Genomic DNA, 22208 nt, shown 5'->3' with positions numbered 1-22208 from the left:
GTGACCCGGCGGAACCGACTAGGCTCCGACCGTGGCCGATATCCAGATTCCCGCTGACATCAAGCCCGGCGACGGTCGCTTCGGCGCCGGACCTTCCAAGGTGCGTACGGAGGCGCTGGACGCGCTGGCCGCCACCGGCACGTCCCTGCTCGGCACCTCCCACCGCCAGGCTCCGGTCAAGAACCTGGTGGGCGAGGTGCGCGAGGGCGTCCGCGCCCTGTTCTCCCTGCCCGACGGGTACGAGGTGATCCTCGGCAACGGCGGCTCGACCGCGTTCTGGGACGTCGCGACGCACGGTCTGATCGACGACAAGTCGCAGCACCTCTCCTTCGGCGAGTTCTCGTCGAAGTTCGCCAAGGCCGCGAAGCTCGCCCCGTGGCTGGCCGAGCCGACCGTGATCTCCGCTGAGCCGGGCACCCACCCGGACCCGCGGGCCGAAGCGGGCGTCGACGTCTACGCCCTCACGCACAACGAGACCTCGACCGGCGTCGCGGCGCCGATCAAGCGGGTCGGCGGAGCGGACGAGGGGGCGTTGGTCCTCGTGGACGCCACCTCCGGCGCAGGGGGCCTGCCCGTCGACATCACCGAGACGGACGTCTACTACTTCGCGCCGCAGAAGTCCTTCGCTTCCGAAGGCGGCCTGTGGATCGGCGTCTTCTCACCCGCCGCGCTGGAGCGTGCCGCCCGCGTGCACGGGTCCGGCCGCCATGTGCCGGAGTTCTTCAGCCTGCCGACGGCGATCGACAACTCGCTGAAGAACCAGACGTACAACACCCCTGCCCTGTCGACGCTGTTCCTCCTCAACGAGCAGCTGAAGTGGCTGAACGGCCAGGGCGGCCTGGACTGGTCGGTGCACCGCACCGCCACGTCCGCGCGGAACCTGTACGGCTGGGCCGAGGAGTCCAAGTACGCCACGCCGTTCGTTGCGGACCCGGCGAAGCGCTCGCAGGTCATCGGCACGATCGATTTCTCGGACGACATCGACGCGGCTGCGGTCGCGAAGGTGCTGCGCGCGAACGGGATCGTGGACACCGAGCCGTACCGCAAGCTTGGCCGCAACCAGCTGCGGGTCGCGATGTTCCCGGCCATCGACCCGGCGGACGTGCAGGCGCTGACGACCTGCATCGACTACGTGATCGAGAAGCTCTAGTCCACCGGCGAGCGGTGGACGTCCGGCAGAACACCTGTCCGGACGGCGTTCCGGACAGCACGTTCGGGACCAAACGGGCAGGGCCCGGCGGTGCGCGACCGCCGGGCCCTCTTCGTGTGCACGGCGTGCCTGTTCCATGGAGGGCACGTGGAGCTGCCGTGTGGGTACGGCCGATAACCCCCCTATCCCGCGGCGGTTTTGGTCCCTACGATCCAATCGATCCCGACGTTCTTGACATGCCCACGCCTCATTGTTCACGGCTCAACCGTCCGGCACGTCAGAGGCAGGACAGGGGATCGGCTGGACCCCCACGGTTCATGTCACGCAAAGGCCACCGACCATCACCATCGATCGGAGCAGGCTTCATGCCCCGTGCCTTAACGACGACCGCGGCGCTCACCGCGGCTCTCGCCTCCACCCTCGTCGCCGGCAGCGCCGGCACCGCCAACGCGGAGATCACCGCACCACCCGACAAGATCGTCATCGAGATCGCCACCGTGAACGGATCGGGTTGCAAGCTGGGCACGGCAGCGGTCGCCGTGTCGCCGGACAACACCGCCTTCACCGTCACCTACAGCGACTACCTCGCCCAGGCGGGCGGCGGCGCCTCACCCGTCGACGCCCGCAAGAACTGCCAGCTCAACCTGATCGTGCACGTGCCGCAGGGCTTCACCTACGCCGTCGCCAGCGTCGACTACCGCGGTTACGCCGCGCTGCAGCAAGGCGCCTCCGCCCTCCAACAGGCGTCCTACTACTTCCAGGGCTCACCCGACACGGCCGCGACGGTCCACCCCCTGAACGGGCCCTACGAGAACAACTGGCAGGCAACCGACTCCACGGAGTGGGGCCAGCTGGTCTGGGCGCCCTGCGGAGTCAAACGGAACTTCAACATCAACACCGAACTGCGGGTGAATGCCGGCACGTCCACCCCGTCGCAGACCAGCTTCATCACGATGGACTCGACGGACGGCGACATCAACACCGTCTACCGCCTCGCCTGGAAGGAATGCCCGGCGTAGGCCCGGCCCGGGTGGGCCCGCCCCCTCCCTCGCGGGCCCACCCCTCCGCCCCTTCCCGGAACGCCCCTCCGGCGGCCTCGGCGGCTCCGCCGCCGGAACCGGCGGTCCGGCCCCGTCGTGCGCGCCGGTCCGCATCCACCGGGGCCGCCCGTGCTCCGGTGGAACACCCGAGCGGGGGACGGCGCGTGATGGCGAGCGGCCGTCGGCGCTCCCCGCCGCGCGGCCGTCACCCGGTACGTCGAAGCCCGCGGGATGCTCCCCGTCCGTGGCCGCCGGCGGTCGGTCCGCGCCCGCTGCGACCGTCCGGTGCTGCCGTCCGTCCGCTCGGCCCGCGCACGTCGGCCGCGACGCCCGTGCCCGCGCGGTCAACCGGCCCGACGACGGCCGCGCCGGGAGCGGACCGCCAGCACCAGCACCGCGGCCGCCACCAACCCGCCCACGGGCACGGCGAAGTCCTTGCCCCCCGTACCGCTGCCGCCCGTCGAGGCGCCGGCGCCGCCCGTCGAGGACGCGGTCCCCGAGCCCTTGGCGTCGTCCTTGCCGAGCCCCCGCCGGACGACCTCGCTCTGCTCCCCCTCCGTGCCGAACATCAGGGCCTTGCCGTCCGTCGTGAACGTGACCGACTCGGCCTGCCCCTGGAGCGGCGCGCTCACTTGGTGGTCAGCCCCCAGGCGACCGTCGCGCCACTCGTACCCGCGCGCGCTGAAGTAGGAACGCAGCACGAGCTCCGTACCGTCCGGCGAGAACGCCCCGTCCGTCACCCACGGCACGTCGTCGATGCGGCGGAAGACGTTCGTCGCGCCCGTCACCAGCCGTGCCGGACCCTCGTAGAGCCCCCCGCCGCCCTCGCGTTTGCTGGCGATGTAGACCCGCCCGGTCTTCGGGTGCACCATCATCGCCTCGGCGTTGCGCGGCCCGTCCGCGTACTTCACCGTGTACTGGGTGGCGTGGACGGTGACGTCCTTCAGAACCCGAGGCTCGGGGAAGCGGTAGATCCAGACGTGGTCCCAGCTGCCGTCGGCGTTGTCGCCGATGTCCCCGACGTAGACGTTGCCGTCGGGACCGACCGAGACGGCCTCCATGTCCCGTGGTCGGCCGACCCCCTGGAGCGTGACCGTCGCAACGGTCTCGCCGGTCTTCGAGTCGACGGCGAAGACGCGCGGCAGGTCCTGGTCGTTGTGCGTCCAGTACACCCCCGGGTGGGCACGGCTCGCGGCCAGCCCGCTGGACTCCGTGATCCGCGGGTCCTTGATCGTGAATCCGCCGTCGTCGTCGGCGGCGTGGACGGGCGAGACGGCCGCGCCGAACACCAGCAGGGCGGCAGCGGCGACGGCCGTGAGGATCGAACGAGGCGAACGCATGCCACCAAGTGTCCATCGTCACGTCACCGGGCGGGGCAGCACTCGGCGGCGGTCGGCCATGATTGCCCCATGCGTTTCATGTTCGTCGGTGATTCCATGACCATCGGACGCGCCGGCGACTACACCTGGCGCTACCGGATGTGGCAACACCTGAACCGTTGCTTCGGCGGCCCGTACAAGATCGTCGGTCCGCGCACCGAGCTGTACGAAGCCACCGCCGACGCCGCCGTGTCCGATGCCTACGCCGACCCGGCCTTCCCCGCCCCCGCCCGCAGACACCTGGCCGGTTGGGGCGAGGGCTGGCTCCACATGGCCCCGCTGATCCGGGAGACGGTGGCCGCGACGAAGGCCGACGTACTGCTCGTCTCGCTGGGCCTGATAGACCTCGGCTTCTACACCGACAGCTCGCAGACGGCGGCGAACACCGCCGCGTTCATCGCCGAGGCACGCACCGCCAACCCGCACGTCCGCGCGGTCCTGATGCCCGTCATCCCCAACGTCCGCGCGCTGTCCGACGCACCGTTCGCCACCGAGTGCCAACGCTTCAACGAGCTGCTCGCCAAAACAGTCGCGGACCACGACTCGGCCCCCTCACCCCTGCTGCTGGCCTCGGCACCGGAGTCGTACGACGTCCACAGCGACACCTACGACGGCACGCACCCCGGCCCCTCCGGCGAGCACAAACTGGCAGCGGCGTTCGCCGATGCGATGGACCAGGCCTGGGGCCTGGGCGGGCCGTACGAGCCCTCCCGCTGACGACCGGTCCGTCCCGCCGGATCGCCCCGGTCCGCGCGCCCGGCCCACCTCCCGAGGCGGACCGGCTGAGCCGCGCCCCGACGCGGGGCACCGGCGCGTCCCCGCAGCTGCCGCGGGGGCACTGACCGCTGCGCACCCCTCCGTCGCTTCGCCCCCGGAGGGCTCCGTCGGAGCGTGACCGGCCGGTTCCCGGGCGTCGCGACGCCGACCGGTCGCCGGTCCCGCGCCCTGCCGGACAGCCGGAGGCGACGCACCCCCGCCGGGCGCACCCGGTGTGCGGACCCCTCGCGCAGATGCGAAGACCGCGGGGGAAGGCGACCCTGGAGGGGCGGGGGGCACACGGCAAGGAGGACGTCCATGTCCATGATGGACAAGCTCAAGAACATGCTGAAGGGCCATGAGGACCAGGCTTCCAAGGGCGTCGACAAGGGCGGAGACATGGTCGACGAGAGGACCCAGGGCAAGTACAGCGGTCAGGTCGACACCGCCCAGGACAGGCTGAAGGAGCAGTTCGGCGGCGACCAGGGAGAACAGGGTCAGAACAGGCCCCCGCAGCCCTGACGGAACGGAAGGAACCATGACCCGCAAGACCAAGCTCACCGCCCGCGACATCATGACCAGCGGCGTGCAGTGCATCGGCGCCCACCAGTCGCTGCAGGAAGCCGCGCGCATGATGCGCGACCTCAACGTCGGCGCCCTGCCCATCTGCGGTGACAACAACCGGCTGACGGGCGTGATCACCGACCGCGACATCATCGTCGAGTGCTGCGCGGAAGGCATAGACCCCGCCACGGTCCAGGCCGGCTCCCTCGCCGGGGAGCTCCACTGGATGGACGCGAGCGCGGGCGCCGACGAGGCGCTGCGCATGATGGAGCAGTACCAGATCAAGCGCCTACCGGTGATCGACGTCCAGCACGGGCACCGACTCGTGGGCATGATCACGGAGGCGAACCTCGCCAAGAACCTCACCGACGCGCAGATCGCGGAGTTCGCGACGCGCGTGTACGCCAACGCCTAAGCCCGTACCCCCGCCGCGGAGGGCACGTCCCGGACCGCGGGTCCGGGACGCGGTCCGTCGAGGGTGCGCGAGCGGACCGGCATGACCAACCGCGCACCACTGCGTGCGCGGTTGGTCACGCCCGGGCCGTAAGCACGGGCCGGCCCGGCGCCGGCTCGCGCGCGCACGCCGCATCGCACCGTCCGCCCCCGGCCGGGGTGCCGACCGGCACGACGTCCCCCTCAGGGGCCTGACGAGCCTTCACCACTCTTTCCACACCCGCCGGGTCCGCCCCGGGGTACCCCTCCGCACACCCGCTGCGCCATTCCTCCAGGCGTGGCCGCGGCCGTCGTCGCGCCCCGCGAGCACCGACACCCGGGCAGCCCGCACAACTGCCCGAACCCCACGACCGCCCGAAACCCCATGGCTGTCTGAACCCCACGACCGCCTGAACCGCACGCCTGCCCCACCGGCGCAGCTGCCCGAGCCGCCGTCCCCGGCAATGGTGGCCCGGACCTGCCGGATGGGACGCGCGTGGCAACCCTCCGGACTCCTTCGTGACCTTCACCATACCTTCTTGATCTTCACATTTCCCTCCGGATACTGGGAGTTGACCACTCTCACCATTCATCCGCGCCCCGTCCTGCCGTCGAACGGGCGGACACGCGCGCGTCGTTCGGGGGCTCGCTCGTCATGTCCAAAATCACCCGTCGTACGGCCATCGGCGCACTCGGTGTAGGGGTCGCGGGAGTCGCCGGGTACCGCTACCTGGGGACGGACACCGAGCCGCCCGTGCGGAAGGCGACGAGCACCGGGCACAACCCCGCGTCGATCGAGAACACCCGCGCCGGGTCGGCGTCCTGGCGGGTCACCCCCGACGACCCCCGCACCAGCAAGGACCGCGCCGGACAGATCCAGGGCTACGCCTCGACGACCTCCGCGGCCCACGGCGACGCCTTGGCCTTCCACGTGTCGCTGCGCACCCCGCAGCCCTTCCGCATCGAGATCCACCGGCTGGGCCACTACGCGGGGAGCGGAGGGCGGCTGCTCGTCACGAGCCCACGGTTGGACGGCGGTCCGCGGGCGGCACCGCGGCCCCACCCCGCCACGGGCGCCATCGTCTGCGACTGGCCGGCCTCCTGGGAGCTGCGCATACCCGGCACCTGGTTGTCCGGGACCTACCTCGCCGTGTTCGTCGCCGAGGACGGCCACCGCAGCTGCACTCCTTTCGTCGTCCGCGACACCGATCGCTCCTCCGACGTGCTCGTGGTGCTGCCGTTCGCGACGTACCAGGCGTACAACCAGTGGCCGCTGGACGGCCGCACCGGGAAGAACCTGTACAAGGGGTACGCCAGGCCCGGTGTCGTCGGGAACAACAAGCACCGGGCGTTCCACGTGTCCTTCGAACGCCCCTACTCCGACCACGGCCTTCCGCGCTGGTCGGAACTGGACATCAGCTTCGTCCAGTGGGCAGAACAGCACGGTTACGACGTCTCGTACGCCACCAGCGTCGATCTGCACGAAGGCCGCGTGGACCCGGAGCGGTACGCCGCGATGGTCTTCCCCGGGCACGACGAGTACTGGTCGGGGCCGATGCGCGACGTCGTGGAGCGGGCCGTCTCCGTCGGTACGCACATCGCGTTCCTGGCGGCCAACAACATCTATTTCCACGTGCGGCTGACCGACGGGGACGGCCGCAGGGGCGCCCGCACGGTCGTCTGCTTCAAGCAGGACGAGGACCCCCGCCCCGACGCGAACGGTCCCACCACGCGCTGGCGGGACCTCGGGAACGAGCGCGGCAAGAAGCGCGGGAAGGCGGAACAGGGGCTGCTGGGCGTCCAGTACAACGGGATCCTCGCCACCCCCGCCCCCCTCGTCGTACGCGAGCCGGGGCACTGGTTCTGGGCCGGAACGGGACTGCGCGACGGTGAGGGCATCCCCGACCTCGTCGGCGTCGAGGCCGACGGGTACGACCGGTCCATGCCGGTGCCTGAGGACGCCGAGCGCACTCTGCTCTCCGAGTCCCCGTACGGCGACAGTTGGGGCAAGGGCGGCGGACGTGGCCGGCGCATCCAGAACACCAGCCTGTGCGAGCACGAGGACGGGACGCTCGTCTTCGTAGCAGGAACGTTTCACTGGAGCCTGGCCCTGACCGATCCCGCCCATCGCGACCCCCGGGTGCAACGGGCCACGAAGAACCTGCTCGACGAGATGCTCGCACGCCACACGACGGCCTGAGGACGGACCAGGTGCCCCCTGGACACCGCCCGGGCCCGGCCCGAGCGACACGCCTCCACCGAACGCGGCCCGGGCAACCCAGCGGGACGGCACGCCGCGCAGACCCACCGGGCCGAAGCACCGATCAGGCCGCCCGGGTCAGCCGGTTCGCGAACGTCGACATCGTGTACGCGCCGATGCCGAGGACGACTTCGAGGGCGTTGCGCTCGTTGTAGCCGTGCGACAGGAAGCGCTTCAGCCCTTCGTCGTCGACGGCGCCTGCGGACGCGAGTACGTCGAGGCTGAACTGCCGCACTGCTTCGAGGCGTTCGTCCCTGATGGGCCGTTCCTCACACAGCGCCGATCCAGGATGGCTGGCCTACGCCGACGGGCGGGTGAGGCACGCTTCGCAGAGGGTGGCGATCCACGTGTGGTGCTGGTCGCCGCGGAACGCTGGGGCTGGTGCGTGATCCGGGCCGAGCCCGTGGGATTGCCGAGGCTGCGTGGGTGCAGGCGCACACGGTGGATCTGGTGAACGCGCTGGGGGAGATCGTTCGTGCGGGGCTGGAACCAGGTGGCCAGTAAGTGCTGGGTCGTTGATGTGCCGTAGATCACTGGTCCTTCTTGTGGTGTCGTACAACCTTTCTGACGAGTGGTATAGATCACGACGGAATTTCATATTCCGCCACATTTAGGCGTATTGGGAAATGGACAGTGATCTGGGCTGCGCGGTTTGATTGCGAGGCCGGAGCGGTTTTCCGAGGAAGCTCACCTTGTGCGCGGCACCGCGCGGTGGAAGCCGTCGGAGACGGTTATGCCCCGGCAGGGGCGTGGGGGATGCATCGCGATTCTGGTCATCTCCCTGTCCGTCTTGAACGACATCCTGGCCGGTTGGTCAGGACTGACGACTTTGGGAATCAGATGAAGGCATCTACCGGCCGTGCGGCGAAGCCGCGGCGGAGGAGTTTCACAGTGCGTACGCTCGGCGCCGCGGCGGCAGCTGGTGCTCTTGCGTGGCTTGCGCTGGCGGGTGGCGTCCCCGCCGAGGCGGGCACGAAGACCGAGGCGGTCGCGCCCGTCGCCGACGAGGCGCCTGGATACGCGATCGAGGACTTCAGTTACCCGGGGGCCGACAAGATCCTCGCGGAGAAGAAGATTGTCCTCAAGCGCGGCGACGGACATATCACCCTCGTTGACTGTGCCAGCGGAAGCGGCTTCCTCCAGGTCTGGGCCCGCGAGCGGAAAGATGAGGAGTTCTGCTTCAAGGTGGTGGGCAGCTCTGGCTGGCTGACCCTGGAGATCCCCTCAGTCGCCCTTATCAGGGGCAATGACTACACGACCAAGGTCGACATGACCGTTGGCACCGAGAAGAAGACGTTCGACGTCAACAAGAACGCCTGGACCTCGGTGGGCGAGACGGCGGACTCGCAGGGACGCGAGCAGGTGCTCGTGGAGATCAGGGCCACCAAGTAAGAACCGGTCAGCACTCCAGCCTGCGCCGCCCAGCACCACTGTGCCTGCCGGTCACTCAGTTCACGCCAAGGAAATCATGATCATGCGACACGTAAGACCTCTGCGCTTCTCCGCGCTGGCCGCGGCCCTGGCTGCCGTCGCCGGCGCTACCGTCGTCACTGGTATGCCCGCCGTAGCCGCTACCGGTTCTGACGCCGCCGCCGGCACCCAGGCGTCTGTTGCCCGCCTCCACATCGGAGAAGGCGATACCGCCCGTTCTTGTTCCGGTGCACTGGTCGATAGCCAGTGGGTGCTGACGGCTTCGGCGTGTTTCGCCGTCGACCTGGCCAATCCCACCCAGGTCGCCGCAGGCGCACCGGTGTTGAAGTCGACCGCGACGATCGGTCGTAGCTCGGTGACGGGGACCGGTGGACATGTCGCCGATGTCGTTGAGCTGGTGCCGTCCTCCAGTCGTGATCTGGTCATGGCTCGCATGGCGACACCCGCCGCCGCCGGCATCGCCCCCCTCGCCCTGGCTGCCTCCCCGGCCGGCGAGGGCGACACTCTGCAGGCGGTCGGCTTCGGCCGAACCAAGACCGAGTGGGTTCCCGGTGCGGCCCACACCGCGTCGATGAAGGTCGGCGCGCTCTCCGACACCGAGCTCACCCTGGCCGGTGCCACGGAGGGCGATGCCTTGTGTAAGGGCGATACCGGTGCCCCGCTGCTGCGGGAGAGTGAGGAAGGCGTCGAGCTGGTGGGCGTCGCCACCCGCTCACGGCAGGGTGGCTGTCTGGGCGAGAGTGAGACCCGCACCGACGCCGTCGCCACACGCACGGATGATGTGGCCGACTGGATCGCCACCACCGCGGGACGGTCATGGGCGCTGCTGATGGCGGCCGGGGACTTCAACGGCGACAAGAAGGCCGACCTGCTGACGATCGACGCGGCCGACGACTTCCTCTACGCCTATCCCGGCGACGGAACGGGCAAGTTCGGTACGCCCGTGAAGGTCAGTCCGGGCAAGTGGACCGGCATGCGTCTCCTGGCCGCGACGGACTTCACCGGTGACGGCAAGGCCGACATCCTCGCCGTCAACAGCAACGGCAACCTCTACCTCTACCCGGGCAACGGTAAGAACGGCGTCACCGGCTCCTCTGTCGTCGGGAGCGGCTGGGGTGGTATCCGCCTGATCGCCGCGGCCGACTTCAACGGTGACAGGAAGGGCGACCTGGTCGCCGCCCACACCAATGGCAATCTCTTCTTCTACCCGGGCAACGGCAAGAACTTCGCCTCAGGGACCGTAACCAGCAGCGGCTGGACCAACATGCGCATGCTCTCCGCCGGAGACTTCACCGGCGATGGCAAGGCCGACATCTACGCCGTCCACAACAGCGGAGACCTGTACCTGTACTCCGGCAAGGGCAACGGCACCTTCAACACCGCCCGCAAGACCGGCAGGGGGTGGCAGAACATGCGACTGCTCTCCGAAGCCGACTTCAACGGCGATCAGAAGAGCGATCTGCTCGCCATCCACACCAACGGCAGCATCTACGCCTACCCCGGCAACGGCAAGGGCGGCTTCGGCACCCCCATCATCACCCCGGCTCCGACCACCTGATCCACACGTGACCAGTACCGGCTGAGCGCGGGAGAACCGTTCACAGTCCTGCTGCTGGGAGTGTGAGCCTGTAGGCGACCAGTACAACCACATTGCCTGTCGTCAGGCGACGATGTGATCCGGCCCCCGCGCAACGGGGGCCGGATCTCGATTCCGCAGACACACGACACTCCCACCCAGGGGACCGACCCCAGAACAACCACCTCGACGACGTCACTTCGCTCTGGCTTCGGGAGCCAGGGGGCCGCTAAGACGCCGCCGAGAGCGTCTTGGACGCTTTCCGAGAGCGCTATCCCACCGCCGCGTGTTGGCCCGTACTTTCCAGCGCCTGCGCTGTGATGCGCTGGCCGACGGCCGATGACAGCGTCGTGGACATCAGGCGGGCCCGCGTCCGTACCTGGCCTTCCTCTTCAGGTCGCCGGCGGCCGACTGGCGACGATGCGTGCACCTGGATGTCGGCGACCTGGGCCAGCGACGGATCGTAACGTCGCTGGGAATCGACGGTATCGACACCGACGGTCCGAACGGTTTCGGCAGGACCGAGAGCTGACTGTGGTTGTGAGAACCCCCATTCAAATCAATTCACGTAAGGGAGTAATGCGTTGAATGCCAGATTGCGGGCCGTGCCGGGATGGCGCGGCGCCGTAGCGGCGCTCATTGCCCTGGTAATGGCATTGGGTGTCGATCTGCGTCCTGCCGCGGCCGAGGACGAGCCGGAGACGCACGACAGATACGAGGTTCTCCTGGAATGGGAGGACGGCGGTCCGGGGGTGCGCAGGGCGGCAGAGGCGGCCCTGGCGGGGTCGGACGAGGACGTCCAGACGTTCATGGCCGAGGATCTACCCAATCTTGAGCTGGATGATCTGCGGGTGCAGGTCGGCCAGGTCATGGCCATCGGCGGTCCAGGCGTGCGCAAGGCGGCCAACATCGCCTTGGACGGCGGCAAGGAAGAGCTGCGGGCCTTCCTGGACAAGGACTTCGTCCACGCCTACGAGGACGATCTGCGTGTCCAGGTGGGGCAGATCATGGCTCTCGGCGGTCCGGGGGTGAAGAAGGCCGCGAACAAGGCGCTGGATGGCACTCCCGACGACTGGCGCACGTTCATCCAGGAGGGCCAGTTTCAGGCCCGGGCGGATGACAACCGGGTCCGTGTCGGCCAGCTGCTGCTGACCGGCGGCCCGAACGTGAAGAAGTCCGCCAATCAAGCCCTGGACGGCACGGCCGAGGATGTCCAGGAGTTTCTGGACGAGGGGTGGACGGTCGCCGCTGCGCGCGATCAGGAAACGCTCACCGTCACCCAGCTGGCCGACATGGCCGACAAGGCACAGAAGCGGGCACATGAGCTGACCGAGACCGCCAAGGACGAAGCAGCCAAGGCGGAGGGCGCCACGCAGGCAGCCAGGAAGGCGGCGGAGGAAGCGGCCAGCGAGGCCGCCAAGTCCAAGGCATCGGCCGGAAAGGCGGCGGCAGCCGCGTCCCGGGCTGCTGCCGCCGCCGATCGTGCGGCCCAGTCGGCCCGTACGGCGGTATCCGCGGCAGCGGCGGCGAACGCGACGGCACGGATGGCGGCGACTGCTGCGGCGCAGGCGGCCTATGCCGCCAGCCGCGCCGGGAGCGCGGCCGCCTCGGCCAGATCCGCCGCCGCGGCGGCCGCCGGGGATGCCTCCCGGGCCCAACAGGCCCGACAGGCGGCACAGAAGGCACGAGACGCCGCCAAGGGCGCCCGCAAGGCAGCAGAAGCCGCCAACCAGGCCGGCATTGCCGCCGCCAGTGCTGCGACGGCAGCCAAGGCCGCAGCCAGTGCGGGCAACAACGCCGCCGCTGCCGCCGCCTCAGCCGCCAACGCCGGCCACTGGGCCGGCGAAGCAGGGTCCAAGAGCAACGAAGCCCAGACAGCTGCGGCCCGGGCCAAGCGGCTCGCCGACCAGGCCACGCGCGCGGCCGGCGCCGCCCAGGCCAACGCCAACCAGGCAGCCACAGCCGCCCGGCAGTCGCGCCAAGCGGCCAACGACGCCGCTACGCACGCAGAAGCCGCGGCGGCCGCGGCGGACAAAGCTGCCGACGAGGCGGGCAAAGCAGTCAACGCCGCCAAAGAGTCCACCGCCGCCGCGAACGCCGCCACCGAAGCCGCCAACAACGCGATGACGGCCGCCACGCAGGCCTCTACCGTGGCAGAGCTGGCCCGCAAGACAGACGCCGAACGTCTAGCCCAGCAGCAGGACGAGGCGGTGCTGGCGGCCGAGGAAGCCAACCGCGCCCACGACGCCCGTCTGGCTGCCACCCAGTGGGAGATCGGCCGCCTCCAACAACTCAACTCCCAGACTCAGGAACTGCTGAACGAGGCCGCAGCGGCATCCGACCCGATAGTCACCGCGTCCAAGGGCCGGCAGGCCGCGGTCAACATGCTGAGCAGCGGCGGCACCTGGGTACGGGAAGCCGCCAAGGAGGCACTGTCCGGCAGCGATGCGGACGTGGCCGAATTCGTGCGCACCAGGCTGACCGTGGCCATGGAACAGGACGACCGCTCAAGCGTGGCGCACATCGCCACGACCACTGGCATCCCCGCGCAGCAGCAGGCCGCCCTGGACGTCATGGACAAGCCGATCGACCAGGTGCGGGAGTTCCTGCGGACCCGCGCCTACCCGGGCAAGCGGGACGACGACCGGGTCTCCGTCGGCAAAATCCTGGCCACCGGCGGTCCAGGAGTGAAGGCCGCCGCCAACAAGGCACTGGACGGTACCCCAGCCGACCTGGCGCAGTTCCTTGAGACCGGGCAGTACCAGGCCCGCAGGGACGACGAGCGCGTCGCCGTCGGTAAAATCCTGGCCACCGGCGGTCCCGAGGTCCAGGCCGCGGCACAGGCCGCACTGTCAGGCCCCGCGTCCAAACTGCGCCCCTTCCTGGACATCGGTCAGTACAAGGCGCAGCAGCGTGACGCCAACGCCGCCGCCCACATTGCCGAGATCGATATCCTCCTCCAGGCCGCCTACAAGTCGGCAGCGCTCGCCCACAAGGACGCCGCCGAAGCACAGAAGGTGGCCGCCGAAGCCCGCAAGGACGCTGCCAAGGCTGTCGAGTGGGCGGACCGCGCCAAGAAGTCTGCCCAGCAGGCGAACACCTACGCCCAGCAGGCCGACAAGTCCGCCGATTCGGCGGCTCAGTCCGCCGACCGCGCCGCCGAATCCGCGAAGACGGCCAGGAACGCAGCCGCAGCCGCCCAGAAGGACGCCCAGTCGGCCGTCCACTCCGCCGAACGCGCCCAGCACTCCGCCAGCCTCGCCGCGAACTACTCCTACGAGGCGAACACGGCTGCCTACCAGGCTGGACACGCTGCCAAGGCTGCGGGCAAGGACGCCGCCGCAGCCGCCAAGACATCGTCCGAAGCTTTGAAGATCGCCGCCAACAAGCTGGTCGCGGAACTCAAAGCACAGGTGAAGAAGGAACTTCAGGAGGCCAGCAAGCCAATCTCCGACACCGAGTTCCGGAAGGTCCTGGAGAAGCGGCTGGTCGACTACCGCTCGAATCTTCTGAAGGACGGAGACCTGAAACCGGGGGAGACGCTCCTGGTCTGCGGTGGTGACGGCGCCGGCGGAATGGCATGCATCACCACCACCTACCTCGACCGCCTCATCGCCTGGTATGTCGGCGCCGACGAGATCGAAAAGTGCCTCACCAAGCCGGACGCAACCTGTTTCGAAGGCCTCGCCCTAGCCGCCCTCAAACTCAAGGCGCTCAGGAAGATGCCATGCAACAGCTTCGTCCCAGGCACGCGCGTCCTGATGGCCGACCGTCGCACCAAGGCCATCGAGGACATCCACGTCGGCGACCAGGTCCTCGCCACAGACCCGCAATCCGGCCGCACCGAAGCCAAACCCGTCCAGGCAACCATCACCGGCGCCGGGTCGAAAAACCTCGTGGACATCACGGTCTCGGCAGACAACCCCGAAGCAACCGGCACAGTGACCGCCACGGCCAAGCACCCATTCTGGGCGGCGGGCACCACCAACGCCTGGCTCGACGCCGCAGACCTACAGCCCGGCACACAGCTGAGAACAGCAGCCGGCGCGCACGCGCAGGTTATCGCCGTGAAGCCACGGACCGAGCAAAACCAGCCCGTCCACAACCTCACCATCACCGACCTCCACACGTACTATGTGCTGGCCGGACAGACTCCAGTCCTGGTTCACAATTCCAACTGCCCGCTGACCGGCGGCTTCAAGGCGGGTGTGACCCCTGACGAGATCACTGATATAAACCGTGGTTTCGGTGGTGAAACTCTGCTCAGTGGTTCGCCGGCCAACACCATGGCTAACGCCAGCCGCTACAACAGCTTCTGGGACAAGTCAGCCGTCGTAATTCGTGATATTGCCGGCAGTCACATGTTCAACAATGGAAACAAGCGCACTGCCCAAGCTGTTGTGGAAGAGCTGATGCGTCGGAACCGGGTCACGAGTGGCCCGACCTCTGCCGACCTTCGAAGCGTCATCGACAGAGTTGGCAAAGGTCAGCTGCACGACGTCAGCGACATCTCGGCAGCCTTGAGGGGTTACTGATGGGAGTACAAGGGATGGATATTGAGCAGCTCATGGAAAGGCTGGGCCGCTCAGGCGTCACCATGATCCTCAAGGTGGACGACGAGAGGATGGCGGAAGGTGGCGAGCCCTGGACTCTGGTGATGTCGGGTCCAGGACTGGGTGAGCAGGGATTTATTCGCGCTGAATCTTCCAGTCTGAGTGACTGCCTCGAACAGGGATTCAGCCGGTTGCGGTCCCGGCCCGGCGACTGGGAATGGTTGGCGGAATTCTCGTAACCATTGCCACGAGGCCCTCCCGAGCTTTCGGGAGGGCCTCGTGGTGTTTGACGGCAGTAGCTGACGCTTAGGTTGAAAGGGTGGGGTGACAGGGGGCGTTGGCGGTGCTACATCCTCGTCATGAGGTACGCGGATGGCGGCGGCCTGACCGCCGCGGGGCGGGCGAAGCGTGAGGCGGTGCGTTTCGAGGCCGCGGAGATGTTCGAGCAAGGGGTGCGGCCGCCGGAGGTGGCCCGCAGGTTACGGGTGTCGCGGAAGTCGGCCTACGCCTGGCACGCGGCCTGGCCAGGGCGGCAGATCAGCCCTGGCCTCGAAGGGGCCTGGTGGCTTTGCCTGTCAGCTCGGCGACGACCAGACCGATTGCCTGCAGGTCGAGTTGGAGGCCGGACCGGCCGCGCACGGCTGGTGCGAGGATCAGCGGTGGACCCTGGCCAGGGTCGCGGAGCTGATCCATCGCCTGTTCGGCTACCGGTACACCCCGCGTGGGGTGTCGTATCTGCTGCACCGGCTGGACTGGTCACCCCAGGTCCCCGCGCACCGGGCCGTCGAGCGCGACGAGCAGGCCGTAGAGCGGTGGCGGACGGAGCAGTGGTCACGGGTAGGAGGACGGCCCAGCTCCTGGGCGCGTGGATAGTCTTCGAGGACGAGGCCGGCCAGGACCTGAAGCCCGGCAGGGGGCGGACCTGGTCGCCGCGCGGGCGGACTCCGCTGATCAAGGTGACCGGGAAAGGCTCGGGCCGGGTCCTGATGGCCGGGATGGTCTGCGTCAGACCGGGCCGCGAGACCCGCCTGATCTACCGGACCCAGACCTACCGGGGCCGCACAGGCGAGAAGAAGGGCTTCCGGGCCCGCGAGTTCTCCAACCTGCTGACCTCCGCCCGCCGGCAGCTCGGCGGTGTCCCGCTGATCGTGGTATAGGACAACGCCAGCACCCATCACGCCAAGGCCCTGCGGGACTTCCGCGACCGCAACAGCGACTGGCTCACCATCATCAAGCTGCCTCCGTACGCACCCGACCTCAACCCCGTCGAAGGTGTCTGGGCCCACCTGAAGAAGTCCCTGGTCAACCTCGCACCCCGCACGATCGACGACCTCACCACGCTGGTAAAGAACCGCCTGCGTGGCATCCAACGGAGGCCCGAGATCCTCGACGGCTTCGTAGCCGAGACCGGACTCGGGCTGGAGCCTCCGTAGCCCTGTCACCCCACCCTTTCAACCTCAGCGGCAACAGAGGCGCACAGCACAGCACTTCCACGCACGCCCACGGACAGGCCGGAATTCGCTGACCAGCGAAAATGCGGGTGACGCCCACTCGGCGAGCACACGTACTATGTACTCGCAGGTAGCACACCTGTGTTGGTACACAATTCTGGCTGTGGCCCGGACTTGGGTGAGTCCTGGAAGCCGAAGCTCGCATCACAGGTTTGCGGAACGGGTGGATGCGAGAAGGTTGCTGACCATATTCAGTCGATCATTGGTGGCGATATTATGCGAATCACCGATAGGTACGGCGCGCCGTCCCTTGGTAAGTTTCGCGGTATTGACAGCGGGTGGAATTATCACGATGTCGTCGTCAAGGACGGTCGAGTGTTCGATGCAACAACTGGGAGACGGGGTGAACCGATTGATCAATATCGGGCGAATTTCGAGTATGGTGACGACCTCGTCTTCAGTCCAGCTCCCAGGTAGCAGGTGACGACATGGATCTCCGTGACAGGCTTGCCGACGCGCGTAGACGCCCTCAGCTGTATGGCTTGACCACGTTCGGCGAGGTGGCTGCATTTGTGACCGGCATGGATGCCGCGACCGAATGGAGATTCCTCGAAGGATTTCGTGAGTGGCTAGCTTCTAGGTCGGACCTTGGCGCCAATCTCGCGTGGCAGGTTCTGGTGATCAAAATCGCTTACCCAGGTGAATCTAACGACTTTTGGGTTGCGGCCTCGTATAGCGAAAGCGGCGAAGCGGTTGCCGTTCTCTTCGATGAACTTAATTCATTCTTGAGGGATCGGGAAACGCGCAAGGCGGAATAACCTCAGCAAGTTTGAGAGAGATTGAAGTCAGAGGCCCCGCCGGGAATGCTTGAATCCGGCGGGGCCTCTGGGGCTCTTGACGGCAGTGAGCCGTTTCCAACATCAGTTTGAGCAGGTCAGGTGCAGGGCGAGGACGGCTTGGACGAGGCTGGTAATGCGGGTGGTGGAGCATCGCAGCTTGCGCAGGAGCCGCCAGGTCTTAAGGGTGGCCATGGCCTGCTCGACGAGCGCGCGGATCTCTGAGGAGTCGCTCACGGCGTGTGGGCGACTCTTCGTTTCCGTTGGAGCCTTTGTGCGTGCGACGGGTAGCGCCGCGCTGACCTGGGCGTGAAACGGTCATCATCGCGGGGGACAAGGCATTCGTGCCTCCATGCGTACTTATGTGCTGGCTGGCGACACCCCGGCCCTGGTTCACAATGCCAAGGCCAAGTGCAGCCTCGTGATCGACCACGTGGGTCAGGTTGACCAGGACCGGGTTGAGGTTCCCCCGAGATGCGGAGTGTGTTGACAGAGGGTCAGATGGTTCTCATGAGAGGAACATCGACCATGGCTGCCCCCAGAAAGTACTCGCTGGAGTTGCGTGAGCGTGCGGTGCGGATGTACCGGACCTCCGAGCCGAAGCCGCAGATCAAGAAGCTGGCCGTCGATCTCGGTGTGCATCCCGAGGCCCTGCGGGGCTGGATCCGGCAGGCCGAGGCCGATGCCGGCGAGCGCGACGACCGGCTCACCACTGACGAGCGGGCCGAGCTCGTGGCGCTGCGCAAGGAGAACGTTAGCTGCCAGGAGGCCTGGTAGCAGACTGGCGAGGTCGGGGCAGGGGGCATTGCATGATCAGGATTGGTTCGGTTCGCCGGTCTCGTGGGTGACATGACGTCATGTCCGTTGCGCAGCATGGGGCCTGGAGAGCAGAGCAGGCACGGTGCTGGTGATCATGTGGTTGTCGAGACCCATGAGAACCGAGCGAGACCGTGCCTTCCCGAACATCGTCGCCCATCCCTTCCGCACTGGAGCAACTGGGCTCCTCGACGGATCCCCTCGCCTCAAGCGATGTCGCTGGCCTGAGGCGTTGCCTGATCCTGGTCGCTGATCCCCGCGATGCCCGAGGATTGCGGTATCCGGCCCTCGCCTTGCCTTGCGCGGCTGTCGACTCTGACTCTGTCGGGGATCTTGAGGATCCCCGGCGGGGCAGCGTGATCAACGGGCATGCTCGGCTCTGTTCATGGACCGATGCAGTTGTCGAGGTGCCCGTTGTCGCTCCACGCCCGTTCTGGTGAGCAAGTCCCTTCTCTGACCGTGCAGATGGCGCGGGCGAGTAGTCCGGGCGGTACAACGGCGATGTGGGTGAGATACCAGCTGGGCGGGCTGTGGCGTGACGAGGACTTCGCTGACTGGTACCCGCGTGACGGCCGCCCAGGGCTCTCGCCCGCCCAGCTGGCCACCGTATGCGTGCTCCAGTTCCTCCTCGGTCTGTCGGACCGGCAGGCGGCCGAAGCGGTTCGCTGCCGCATCGATTTCAAGTACGCGCTGGCCATGGACCTGGACGATCCCGGCTTCCACCACAGCGTGCTGGCCGACTTCCGCGACCGTCTCACCGAGGACGGCCGGGCCGACCGTCTCCTCGACCTCGCGCTCGCGCGCCTGAAAGAGGCCGGTTTCGTCCGCGAGCGCACCACCCAGCGCACGGACTCCACCCACGTCCTGGCCGCGGTCCGCGACCTGACCCGGCTGGAACTGGTCACCGAGGCCGTCCGCGCCGCGCTGGAAGAACTGGCCGGCACAGCTTCGCACCTGCTGGCCGGCCTGGTCGACGAGGAGTGGGGACGCCGCTACGGCCGCCCGGTCCGTCTGGGCAAGAACCCCACCCGCCCCAAGACCAGGATCCTCGCCACCGGAGGCGACGCCGTCCGGCTGATCGAGCACCTCGGGCAGCACGCGCCGGAACGCCTGTCCGGTCCCCGCGTCCAGGCCCTGCGGCAGATCATGGTGCGGCGACACCCGGTGGAAGGGGTTCGTCGCACATCTCACCGAGACCTGTGATCCTGACGGCGTCAACGTGATCACAGACGTGGCCACCACCGACGCCACCGGCTACGACGCGAAGGCGCTGCCCGGCATCCACACCCGGCTCAAGCGCCGCGGGCTGCTGCCCGCCGAGCACCTGGTCGACGGCGGCTACACCTCCCTGGTCCATCTGGAACAGGCAGCCCGCGAACACCAGGTCACGGTCACCGGACCACTGCCGGTCAACACCACCCGCCAGAACCGCAGGAACAACAGCTTCGGCCGCGACGACTTCCACATCGACTTCGACCGCCGCCAGGTCACCTGCCCGCAGGGCGAGACCAGCGCGGGATGGCACGGCCCCTACCCGACATCCTCACCCACCGCAGCACCGCTGATCATCGCGCGGTTCACCAAGAGCCAGTGCCGTCCCTGCCCGGTCCGCACCCGCTGCACGACCACCGCCGACAGCGCCCGGAGCGTGGGTTTCCCCCCGCGAGAACTCCGTGACCTGCAACTCCGCGTCCGCGCCGAGCAGCAGACACCCCAATGGCAGACCCGCTACGCGGTCCGCTCCGGAGTGGAAGGCACCGTCAATGAACTCGCCCACGGACACGGCATGCGCCACTGCCGCTACCGGGGACAGCACAAAGCCCACTTACAGCACGTGTTCACAGCCATCGCCGCAAACATCGAGCGCCTCAGCCGACGGCCGCCGACGGGAGAATCACCTCCGTCGAGGCCACCGACCGCTTTCCAGAACTACCTGGACCAGCACGGAATCACCCGGCCGAGGTCCTGGCGGTCCGCCAGAGACTGAGCAGACCGCCAAGATCCCCGACAGAGTCAGAGTCCGCGGCGGGCGCGGTCTCGAGAGTATGGGTGGTGAACACGCGCATCTCCTACGATGGACAACGTGGTTGACGAAAATAAAGTAAACCAAGTTGTCGAATCGGGGAAAGGGTACGAGTTCCCCCTGCTGCTCTTCGCGGGGTTCCGCACCCTCATCGACCGCCTCCACGCCGAGCTGGCGCGGCAGGGGCACCCGGAGGTCCGGCCCGCGCACGGCTTCGCGATGCAGGCCGTCGGCACGGCCGGATCGACGGCCAGCGAGGTCGGACGACGGCTCGGCGTCTCCAAACAGGCGGCGGGCAAGACCGTCGACCGGCTGGTCGCCCTGGGGTACGCGGAGCGCGCGGACGACCCGTCCGACGCCCGCCGGAAGATCGTCCGCCTCACCCCGCGCGGACTCGACGTCCTCGCACGCTCGGCGTCCGTGTTCGACGAGCTCCGCGCCGAGTGGGCCCGGACCCTGGGCGAGCCGGAGCTGCGGGCGCTGGAGGAGGCACTGCGCACGGTCGTCCCCGACGCGTTCCGCCTGGACGCCGCCGGCTGGCTCGGCGGCCTCTGACCCCACCGCGACGGGCGGGCCGGCGCAGCAGTGCCGGCGGCCGGGCCGAGACTCCCCGGGCCTTCGCCCCTCGCCGGAATCGGCGCCACACGAGCGGCCCTTGCCTGGAGCGAACTCGAAGCAGTTGGCTTGTGGTCCATGAAGTACACGCAGCTCGGACGCACGGGACTCAAAGTCAGCCGGCTCATCCTCGGCACGATGAACTTCGGTCCCCAGACAGACGAATCGACCAGTCACGGCATCCTGGACGCCGCGCTCGACGCGGGTTTGAACTTCGTGGACACGGCCAACGTGTACGGGTGGGGTGAGAACAAGGGCCGCACCGAGGAGATCATCGGCACCTGGTTCGCCCAGGCCGGCGGCCGGCGCGAGAAGACGGTCCTCGCCACCAAGGTCTACGGCTCCATGGCACGCGAGGGTGGGACCTGGCCCAACGAGGACCGGCTGTCGGCACTGAACATCCGACGGGCGGTCGAGGCCAGCCTCAAGCGGCTGCAGACGGACTACATCGACCTGTACCAGTTCCACCACGTCGACCGCCGGACCCCCTTCGAGGAGATCTGGCAGGCCGTCGACGTACTGATCCAGCAGGGGAAGGTCCTGTACGCGGGCTCCTCGAACTTCCCCGGGTACAAGATCGCCCAGGCCAACGAGGCCGCCGCCCGGCGCGGCATGGTCGGCCTGGTCAGCGAGCAGTGCCTGTACAACCTCCACGAGCGGCGCGCCGAGATGGAGGTGATCCCGGCCGCGCAGGAATACGGCCTCGGGGTCATCCCCTGGTCACCGCTTCACGGCGGACTGCTCGGCGGCGTCCTGAAGAAGGAGACCGAGGGCGGGCGGCGCACCGAGGGCCGCGCAGCGGAAACGCTTGCCGACCCGGTGGTACGGGCGAAGTTCCAGGCGTACGAGGACCTGCTCGACAAGCACGGCCTGGCACCGGGCGAGACGGCCCTGGCGTGGTTGCTGACCCGGCCCGGCGTCACCGGCCCGATCGTCGGGCCGCGCACGGTCGAGCAGCTGAGCAGTGCCCTGCGCGCCCTGGAGCTCGAGCTGGGCGACGAGGTTCTGACCGCTCTGGACGAGATCTTCCCCGGCCCGGGGCCTTCTCCGGAAGCCTTTGCCTGGTGATCAGGTAGCACTTCCTCGACGAGGCCGTCGCTCCGTCCACCGGGAGCGGCGGTCTCCCTCACGGAGGCGTCCCGCTGCCTACCTGGCAGGGCCCGAAGGTCGTCGCGCCGACGACGGGACGGCTGGCCTCGAGTACGGTGCGTCCGCGTTGCGTGCGCTCCCCGGTACCCCTGCCGACGCCTCGGGGTTCGCCCGGAGCGAGGGGCCCGCCCGATTCCCCCGCCGGCCCGGTCGCCGGGCGGGATCCCGCCCGGGGGG

General features: G+C 68.4%; 18 protein-coding genes and 5 pseudogenes. 20 read left to right on the top strand and 3 right to left on the bottom strand.

Translation table 11 applies throughout. The annotated features are described in order from the left end of the window. The first annotated feature begins 31 nt into the window (after positions 1-31). Both serC and ACFXOM_RS21715 read left to right on the top strand, forming a co-directional pair. Entirely contained in the window at positions 32-1150 is a 1119-nt protein-coding gene (gene serC, locus ACFXOM_RS21720) for a phosphoserine transaminase (protein ID WP_384944526.1), read from the top strand. A gap of 365 nt (positions 1151-1515) precedes the next feature. Continuing rightward, the gene (locus ACFXOM_RS21715) at positions 1516-2169 is read left to right on the top strand and encodes a DUF4360 domain-containing protein (protein WP_384941758.1); all 654 of its coding nucleotides are present in this window, start codon (positions 1516-1518) and stop codon (positions 2167-2169) included. Positions 2170-2534: 365 nt separating this feature from the next. On the opposite strand, the gene ACFXOM_RS21710 is transcribed toward ACFXOM_RS21715, so the two are convergent. Continuing rightward, positions 2535-3530 (bottom strand): WD40 repeat domain-containing protein, encoded by a 996-nt coding sequence (locus ACFXOM_RS21710; protein ID WP_385038865.1) that lies wholly within the window; start codon positions 3528-3530, stop codon positions 2535-2537. 69 nt (positions 3531-3599) lie between these two features. On the opposite strand from ACFXOM_RS21710, the gene ACFXOM_RS21705 reads away from it, so the two are divergent. The 4 genes from ACFXOM_RS21705 to ACFXOM_RS21690 all read left to right on the top strand — a co-directional run bounded on the left by ACFXOM_RS21705 (position 3600) and on the right by ACFXOM_RS21690 (position 7521). Continuing rightward, positions 3600-4286: a GDSL-type esterase/lipase family protein gene (locus ACFXOM_RS21705; protein WP_384941754.1), complete on the top strand. Its 687-nt coding sequence runs from the start codon at positions 3600-3602 to the stop codon at positions 4284-4286. 357 nt (positions 4287-4643) lie between these two features. After that, positions 4644-4847: an antitoxin gene (locus tag ACFXOM_RS21700; protein ID WP_384941752.1), complete on the top strand. Its 204-nt coding sequence runs from the start codon at positions 4644-4646 to the stop codon at positions 4845-4847. 16 nt (positions 4848-4863) lie between these two features. Further along, a complete protein-coding gene (locus ACFXOM_RS21695) occupies positions 4864-5304 on the top strand; it encodes a CBS domain-containing protein (RefSeq protein ID WP_384941750.1) in 441 nt (146 codons plus the stop codon). 672 nt (positions 5305-5976) lie between these two features. Then, positions 5977-7521, top strand: a complete 1545-nt coding sequence (locus ACFXOM_RS21690; protein WP_385038862.1) for a N,N-dimethylformamidase beta subunit family domain-containing protein — start codon at positions 5977-5979, stop codon at positions 7519-7521. Between the two features lie 124 nt (positions 7522-7645). Here the strand turns inward: ACFXOM_RS21690 and ACFXOM_RS21685 are convergent. Then, positions 7646-7864: pseudogene (locus ACFXOM_RS21685) on the bottom strand (carboxymuconolactone decarboxylase family protein); the annotation flags it as partial. Positions 7865-8421: 557 nt separating this feature from the next. Between ACFXOM_RS21685 and ACFXOM_RS21680 the strand changes: the two are divergent. The 9 genes and pseudogenes from ACFXOM_RS21680 (at position 8422) to ACFXOM_RS21640 (ending at position 17410) form a co-directional block, all read left to right on the top strand. Further along, the gene (locus tag ACFXOM_RS21680; protein WP_385038859.1) at positions 8422-8973 is read left to right on the top strand and encodes a hypothetical protein; all 552 of its coding nucleotides are present in this window, start codon (positions 8422-8424) and stop codon (positions 8971-8973) included. An 82-nt stretch (positions 8974-9055) separates the two neighbouring features. Continuing rightward, positions 9056-10570 carry an FG-GAP-like repeat-containing protein gene (locus tag ACFXOM_RS21675; protein WP_385038856.1) on the top strand — a complete coding sequence of 505 codons (1515 nt, stop codon included), beginning with the start codon at positions 9056-9058 and terminating at the stop codon, positions 10568-10570. Positions 10571-11193: 623 nt separating this feature from the next. Further along, a complete protein-coding gene (locus ACFXOM_RS21670; RefSeq protein WP_385038853.1) occupies positions 11194-15123 on the top strand; it encodes a polymorphic toxin-type HINT domain-containing protein in 3930 nt (1309 codons plus the stop codon). Between the two features lie 14 nt (positions 15124-15137). Further along, on the top strand, positions 15138-15380 hold the full coding sequence (locus ACFXOM_RS21665; RefSeq protein ID WP_251062606.1) for a hypothetical protein: 243 nt from the start codon (positions 15138-15140) through the stop codon (positions 15378-15380). A gap of 120 nt (positions 15381-15500) precedes the next feature. Beyond that, positions 15501-15611: pseudogene (locus tag ACFXOM_RS21660) on the top strand (DNA-binding protein); the annotation flags it as partial. A 145-nt stretch (positions 15612-15756) separates the two neighbouring features. Continuing rightward, on the top strand, positions 15757-16014 hold the full coding sequence (locus ACFXOM_RS21655) for a winged helix-turn-helix domain-containing protein (protein ID WP_385038850.1): 258 nt from the start codon (positions 15757-15759) through the stop codon (positions 16012-16014). Continuing rightward, complete coding sequence (locus ACFXOM_RS21650) at positions 15969-16298, top strand: transposase (RefSeq protein WP_385038910.1); 330 nt, start codon at positions 15969-15971, stop codon at positions 16296-16298. The genes ACFXOM_RS21655 and ACFXOM_RS21650 overlap by 46 nt, the downstream gene beginning before the upstream one ends. A gap of 12 nt (positions 16299-16310) precedes the next feature. Continuing rightward, positions 16311-16574 (top strand): annotated as a pseudogene (locus tag ACFXOM_RS21645) (transposase); the annotation flags it as partial. A gap of 506 nt (positions 16575-17080) precedes the next feature. Then, positions 17081-17410 carry a hypothetical protein gene (locus ACFXOM_RS21640; RefSeq protein ID WP_385038847.1) on the top strand — a complete coding sequence of 110 codons (330 nt, stop codon included), beginning with the start codon at positions 17081-17083 and terminating at the stop codon, positions 17408-17410. Positions 17411-17512: 102 nt separating this feature from the next. Here ACFXOM_RS21640 and ACFXOM_RS21635 read toward each other — a convergent pair. Further along, positions 17513-17650 (bottom strand): annotated as a pseudogene (locus ACFXOM_RS21635) (IS5/IS1182 family transposase); the annotation flags it as partial. 306 nt (positions 17651-17956) lie between these two features. Here ACFXOM_RS21635 and ACFXOM_RS21630 point away from each other — a divergent pair. The 5 genes and pseudogenes from ACFXOM_RS21630 to ACFXOM_RS21610 all read left to right on the top strand — a co-directional run bounded on the left by ACFXOM_RS21630 (position 17957) and on the right by ACFXOM_RS21610 (position 21950). After that, complete coding sequence (locus ACFXOM_RS21630; protein WP_385038844.1) at positions 17957-18205, top strand: transposase; 249 nt, start codon at positions 17957-17959, stop codon at positions 18203-18205. A gap of 408 nt (positions 18206-18613) precedes the next feature. Beyond that, positions 18614-19447 carry a transposase gene (locus ACFXOM_RS21625; RefSeq protein ID WP_385038841.1) on the top strand — a complete coding sequence of 278 codons (834 nt, stop codon included), beginning with the start codon at positions 18614-18616 and terminating at the stop codon, positions 19445-19447. Beyond that, positions 19446-20231: pseudogene (locus ACFXOM_RS21620) on the top strand (transposase); the annotation flags it as partial. The gene ACFXOM_RS21625 and the pseudogene ACFXOM_RS21620, both read left to right, overlap by 2 nt. 87 nt (positions 20232-20318) lie before the next feature. Next, positions 20319-20822: a MarR family winged helix-turn-helix transcriptional regulator gene (locus ACFXOM_RS21615; RefSeq protein ID WP_385038838.1), complete on the top strand. Its 504-nt coding sequence runs from the start codon at positions 20319-20321 to the stop codon at positions 20820-20822. A 138-nt stretch (positions 20823-20960) separates the two neighbouring features. Beyond that, a complete protein-coding gene (locus ACFXOM_RS21610) occupies positions 20961-21950 on the top strand; it encodes an aldo/keto reductase (RefSeq protein WP_384941743.1) in 990 nt (329 codons plus the stop codon). Positions 21951-22208 lie beyond the last annotated feature (258 nt).

The organism is Streptomyces sp. NPDC059169, assembly GCF_042755225.1.
Taxonomy (GTDB): Bacteria; Actinomycetota; Actinomycetes; order Streptomycetales; family Streptomycetaceae; genus Streptomyces.
This window is presented reverse-complemented; position numbering and strand designations above follow the sequence as displayed.

Coding starts and splice junctions, on each gene's coding strand:
- ACFXOM_RS21700 (WP_384941752.1), top strand. CDS start 4,644: ATGTCCATGATGGACAAGCTCAAGAACATGCTGAAGGGCCATGAGGAC.
- ACFXOM_RS21615 (WP_385038838.1), top strand. CDS start 20,319: ATGGACAACGTGGTTGACGAAAATAAAGTAAACCAAGTTGTCGAATCG.
- ACFXOM_RS21690 (WP_385038862.1), top strand. CDS start 5,977: ATGTCCAAAATCACCCGTCGTACGGCCATCGGCGCACTCGGTGTAGGG.
- ACFXOM_RS21680 (WP_385038859.1), top strand. CDS start 8,422: ATGAAGGCATCTACCGGCCGTGCGGCGAAGCCGCGGCGGAGGAGTTTC.
- ACFXOM_RS21675 (WP_385038856.1), top strand. CDS start 9,056: ATGCGACACGTAAGACCTCTGCGCTTCTCCGCGCTGGCCGCGGCCCTG.
- ACFXOM_RS21665 (WP_251062606.1), top strand. CDS start 15,138: ATGGATATTGAGCAGCTCATGGAAAGGCTGGGCCGCTCAGGCGTCACC.
- ACFXOM_RS21640 (WP_385038847.1), top strand. CDS start 17,081: ATGGATCTCCGTGACAGGCTTGCCGACGCGCGTAGACGCCCTCAGCTG.
- ACFXOM_RS21695 (WP_384941750.1), top strand. CDS start 4,864: ATGACCCGCAAGACCAAGCTCACCGCCCGCGACATCATGACCAGCGGC.
- ACFXOM_RS21630 (WP_385038844.1), top strand. CDS start 17,957: ATGGCTGCCCCCAGAAAGTACTCGCTGGAGTTGCGTGAGCGTGCGGTG.
- ACFXOM_RS21610 (WP_384941743.1), top strand. CDS start 20,961: ATGAAGTACACGCAGCTCGGACGCACGGGACTCAAAGTCAGCCGGCTC.
- ACFXOM_RS21715 (WP_384941758.1), top strand. CDS start 1,516: ATGCCCCGTGCCTTAACGACGACCGCGGCGCTCACCGCGGCTCTCGCC.
- ACFXOM_RS21705 (WP_384941754.1), top strand. CDS start 3,600: ATGCGTTTCATGTTCGTCGGTGATTCCATGACCATCGGACGCGCCGGC.
- ACFXOM_RS21710 (WP_385038865.1), bottom strand. CDS start 3,530: ATGCGTTCGCCTCGTTCGATCCTCACGGCCGTCGCCGCTGCCGCCCTG.
- ACFXOM_RS21625 (WP_385038841.1), top strand. CDS start 18,614: ATGCTCGGCTCTGTTCATGGACCGATGCAGTTGTCGAGGTGCCCGTTG.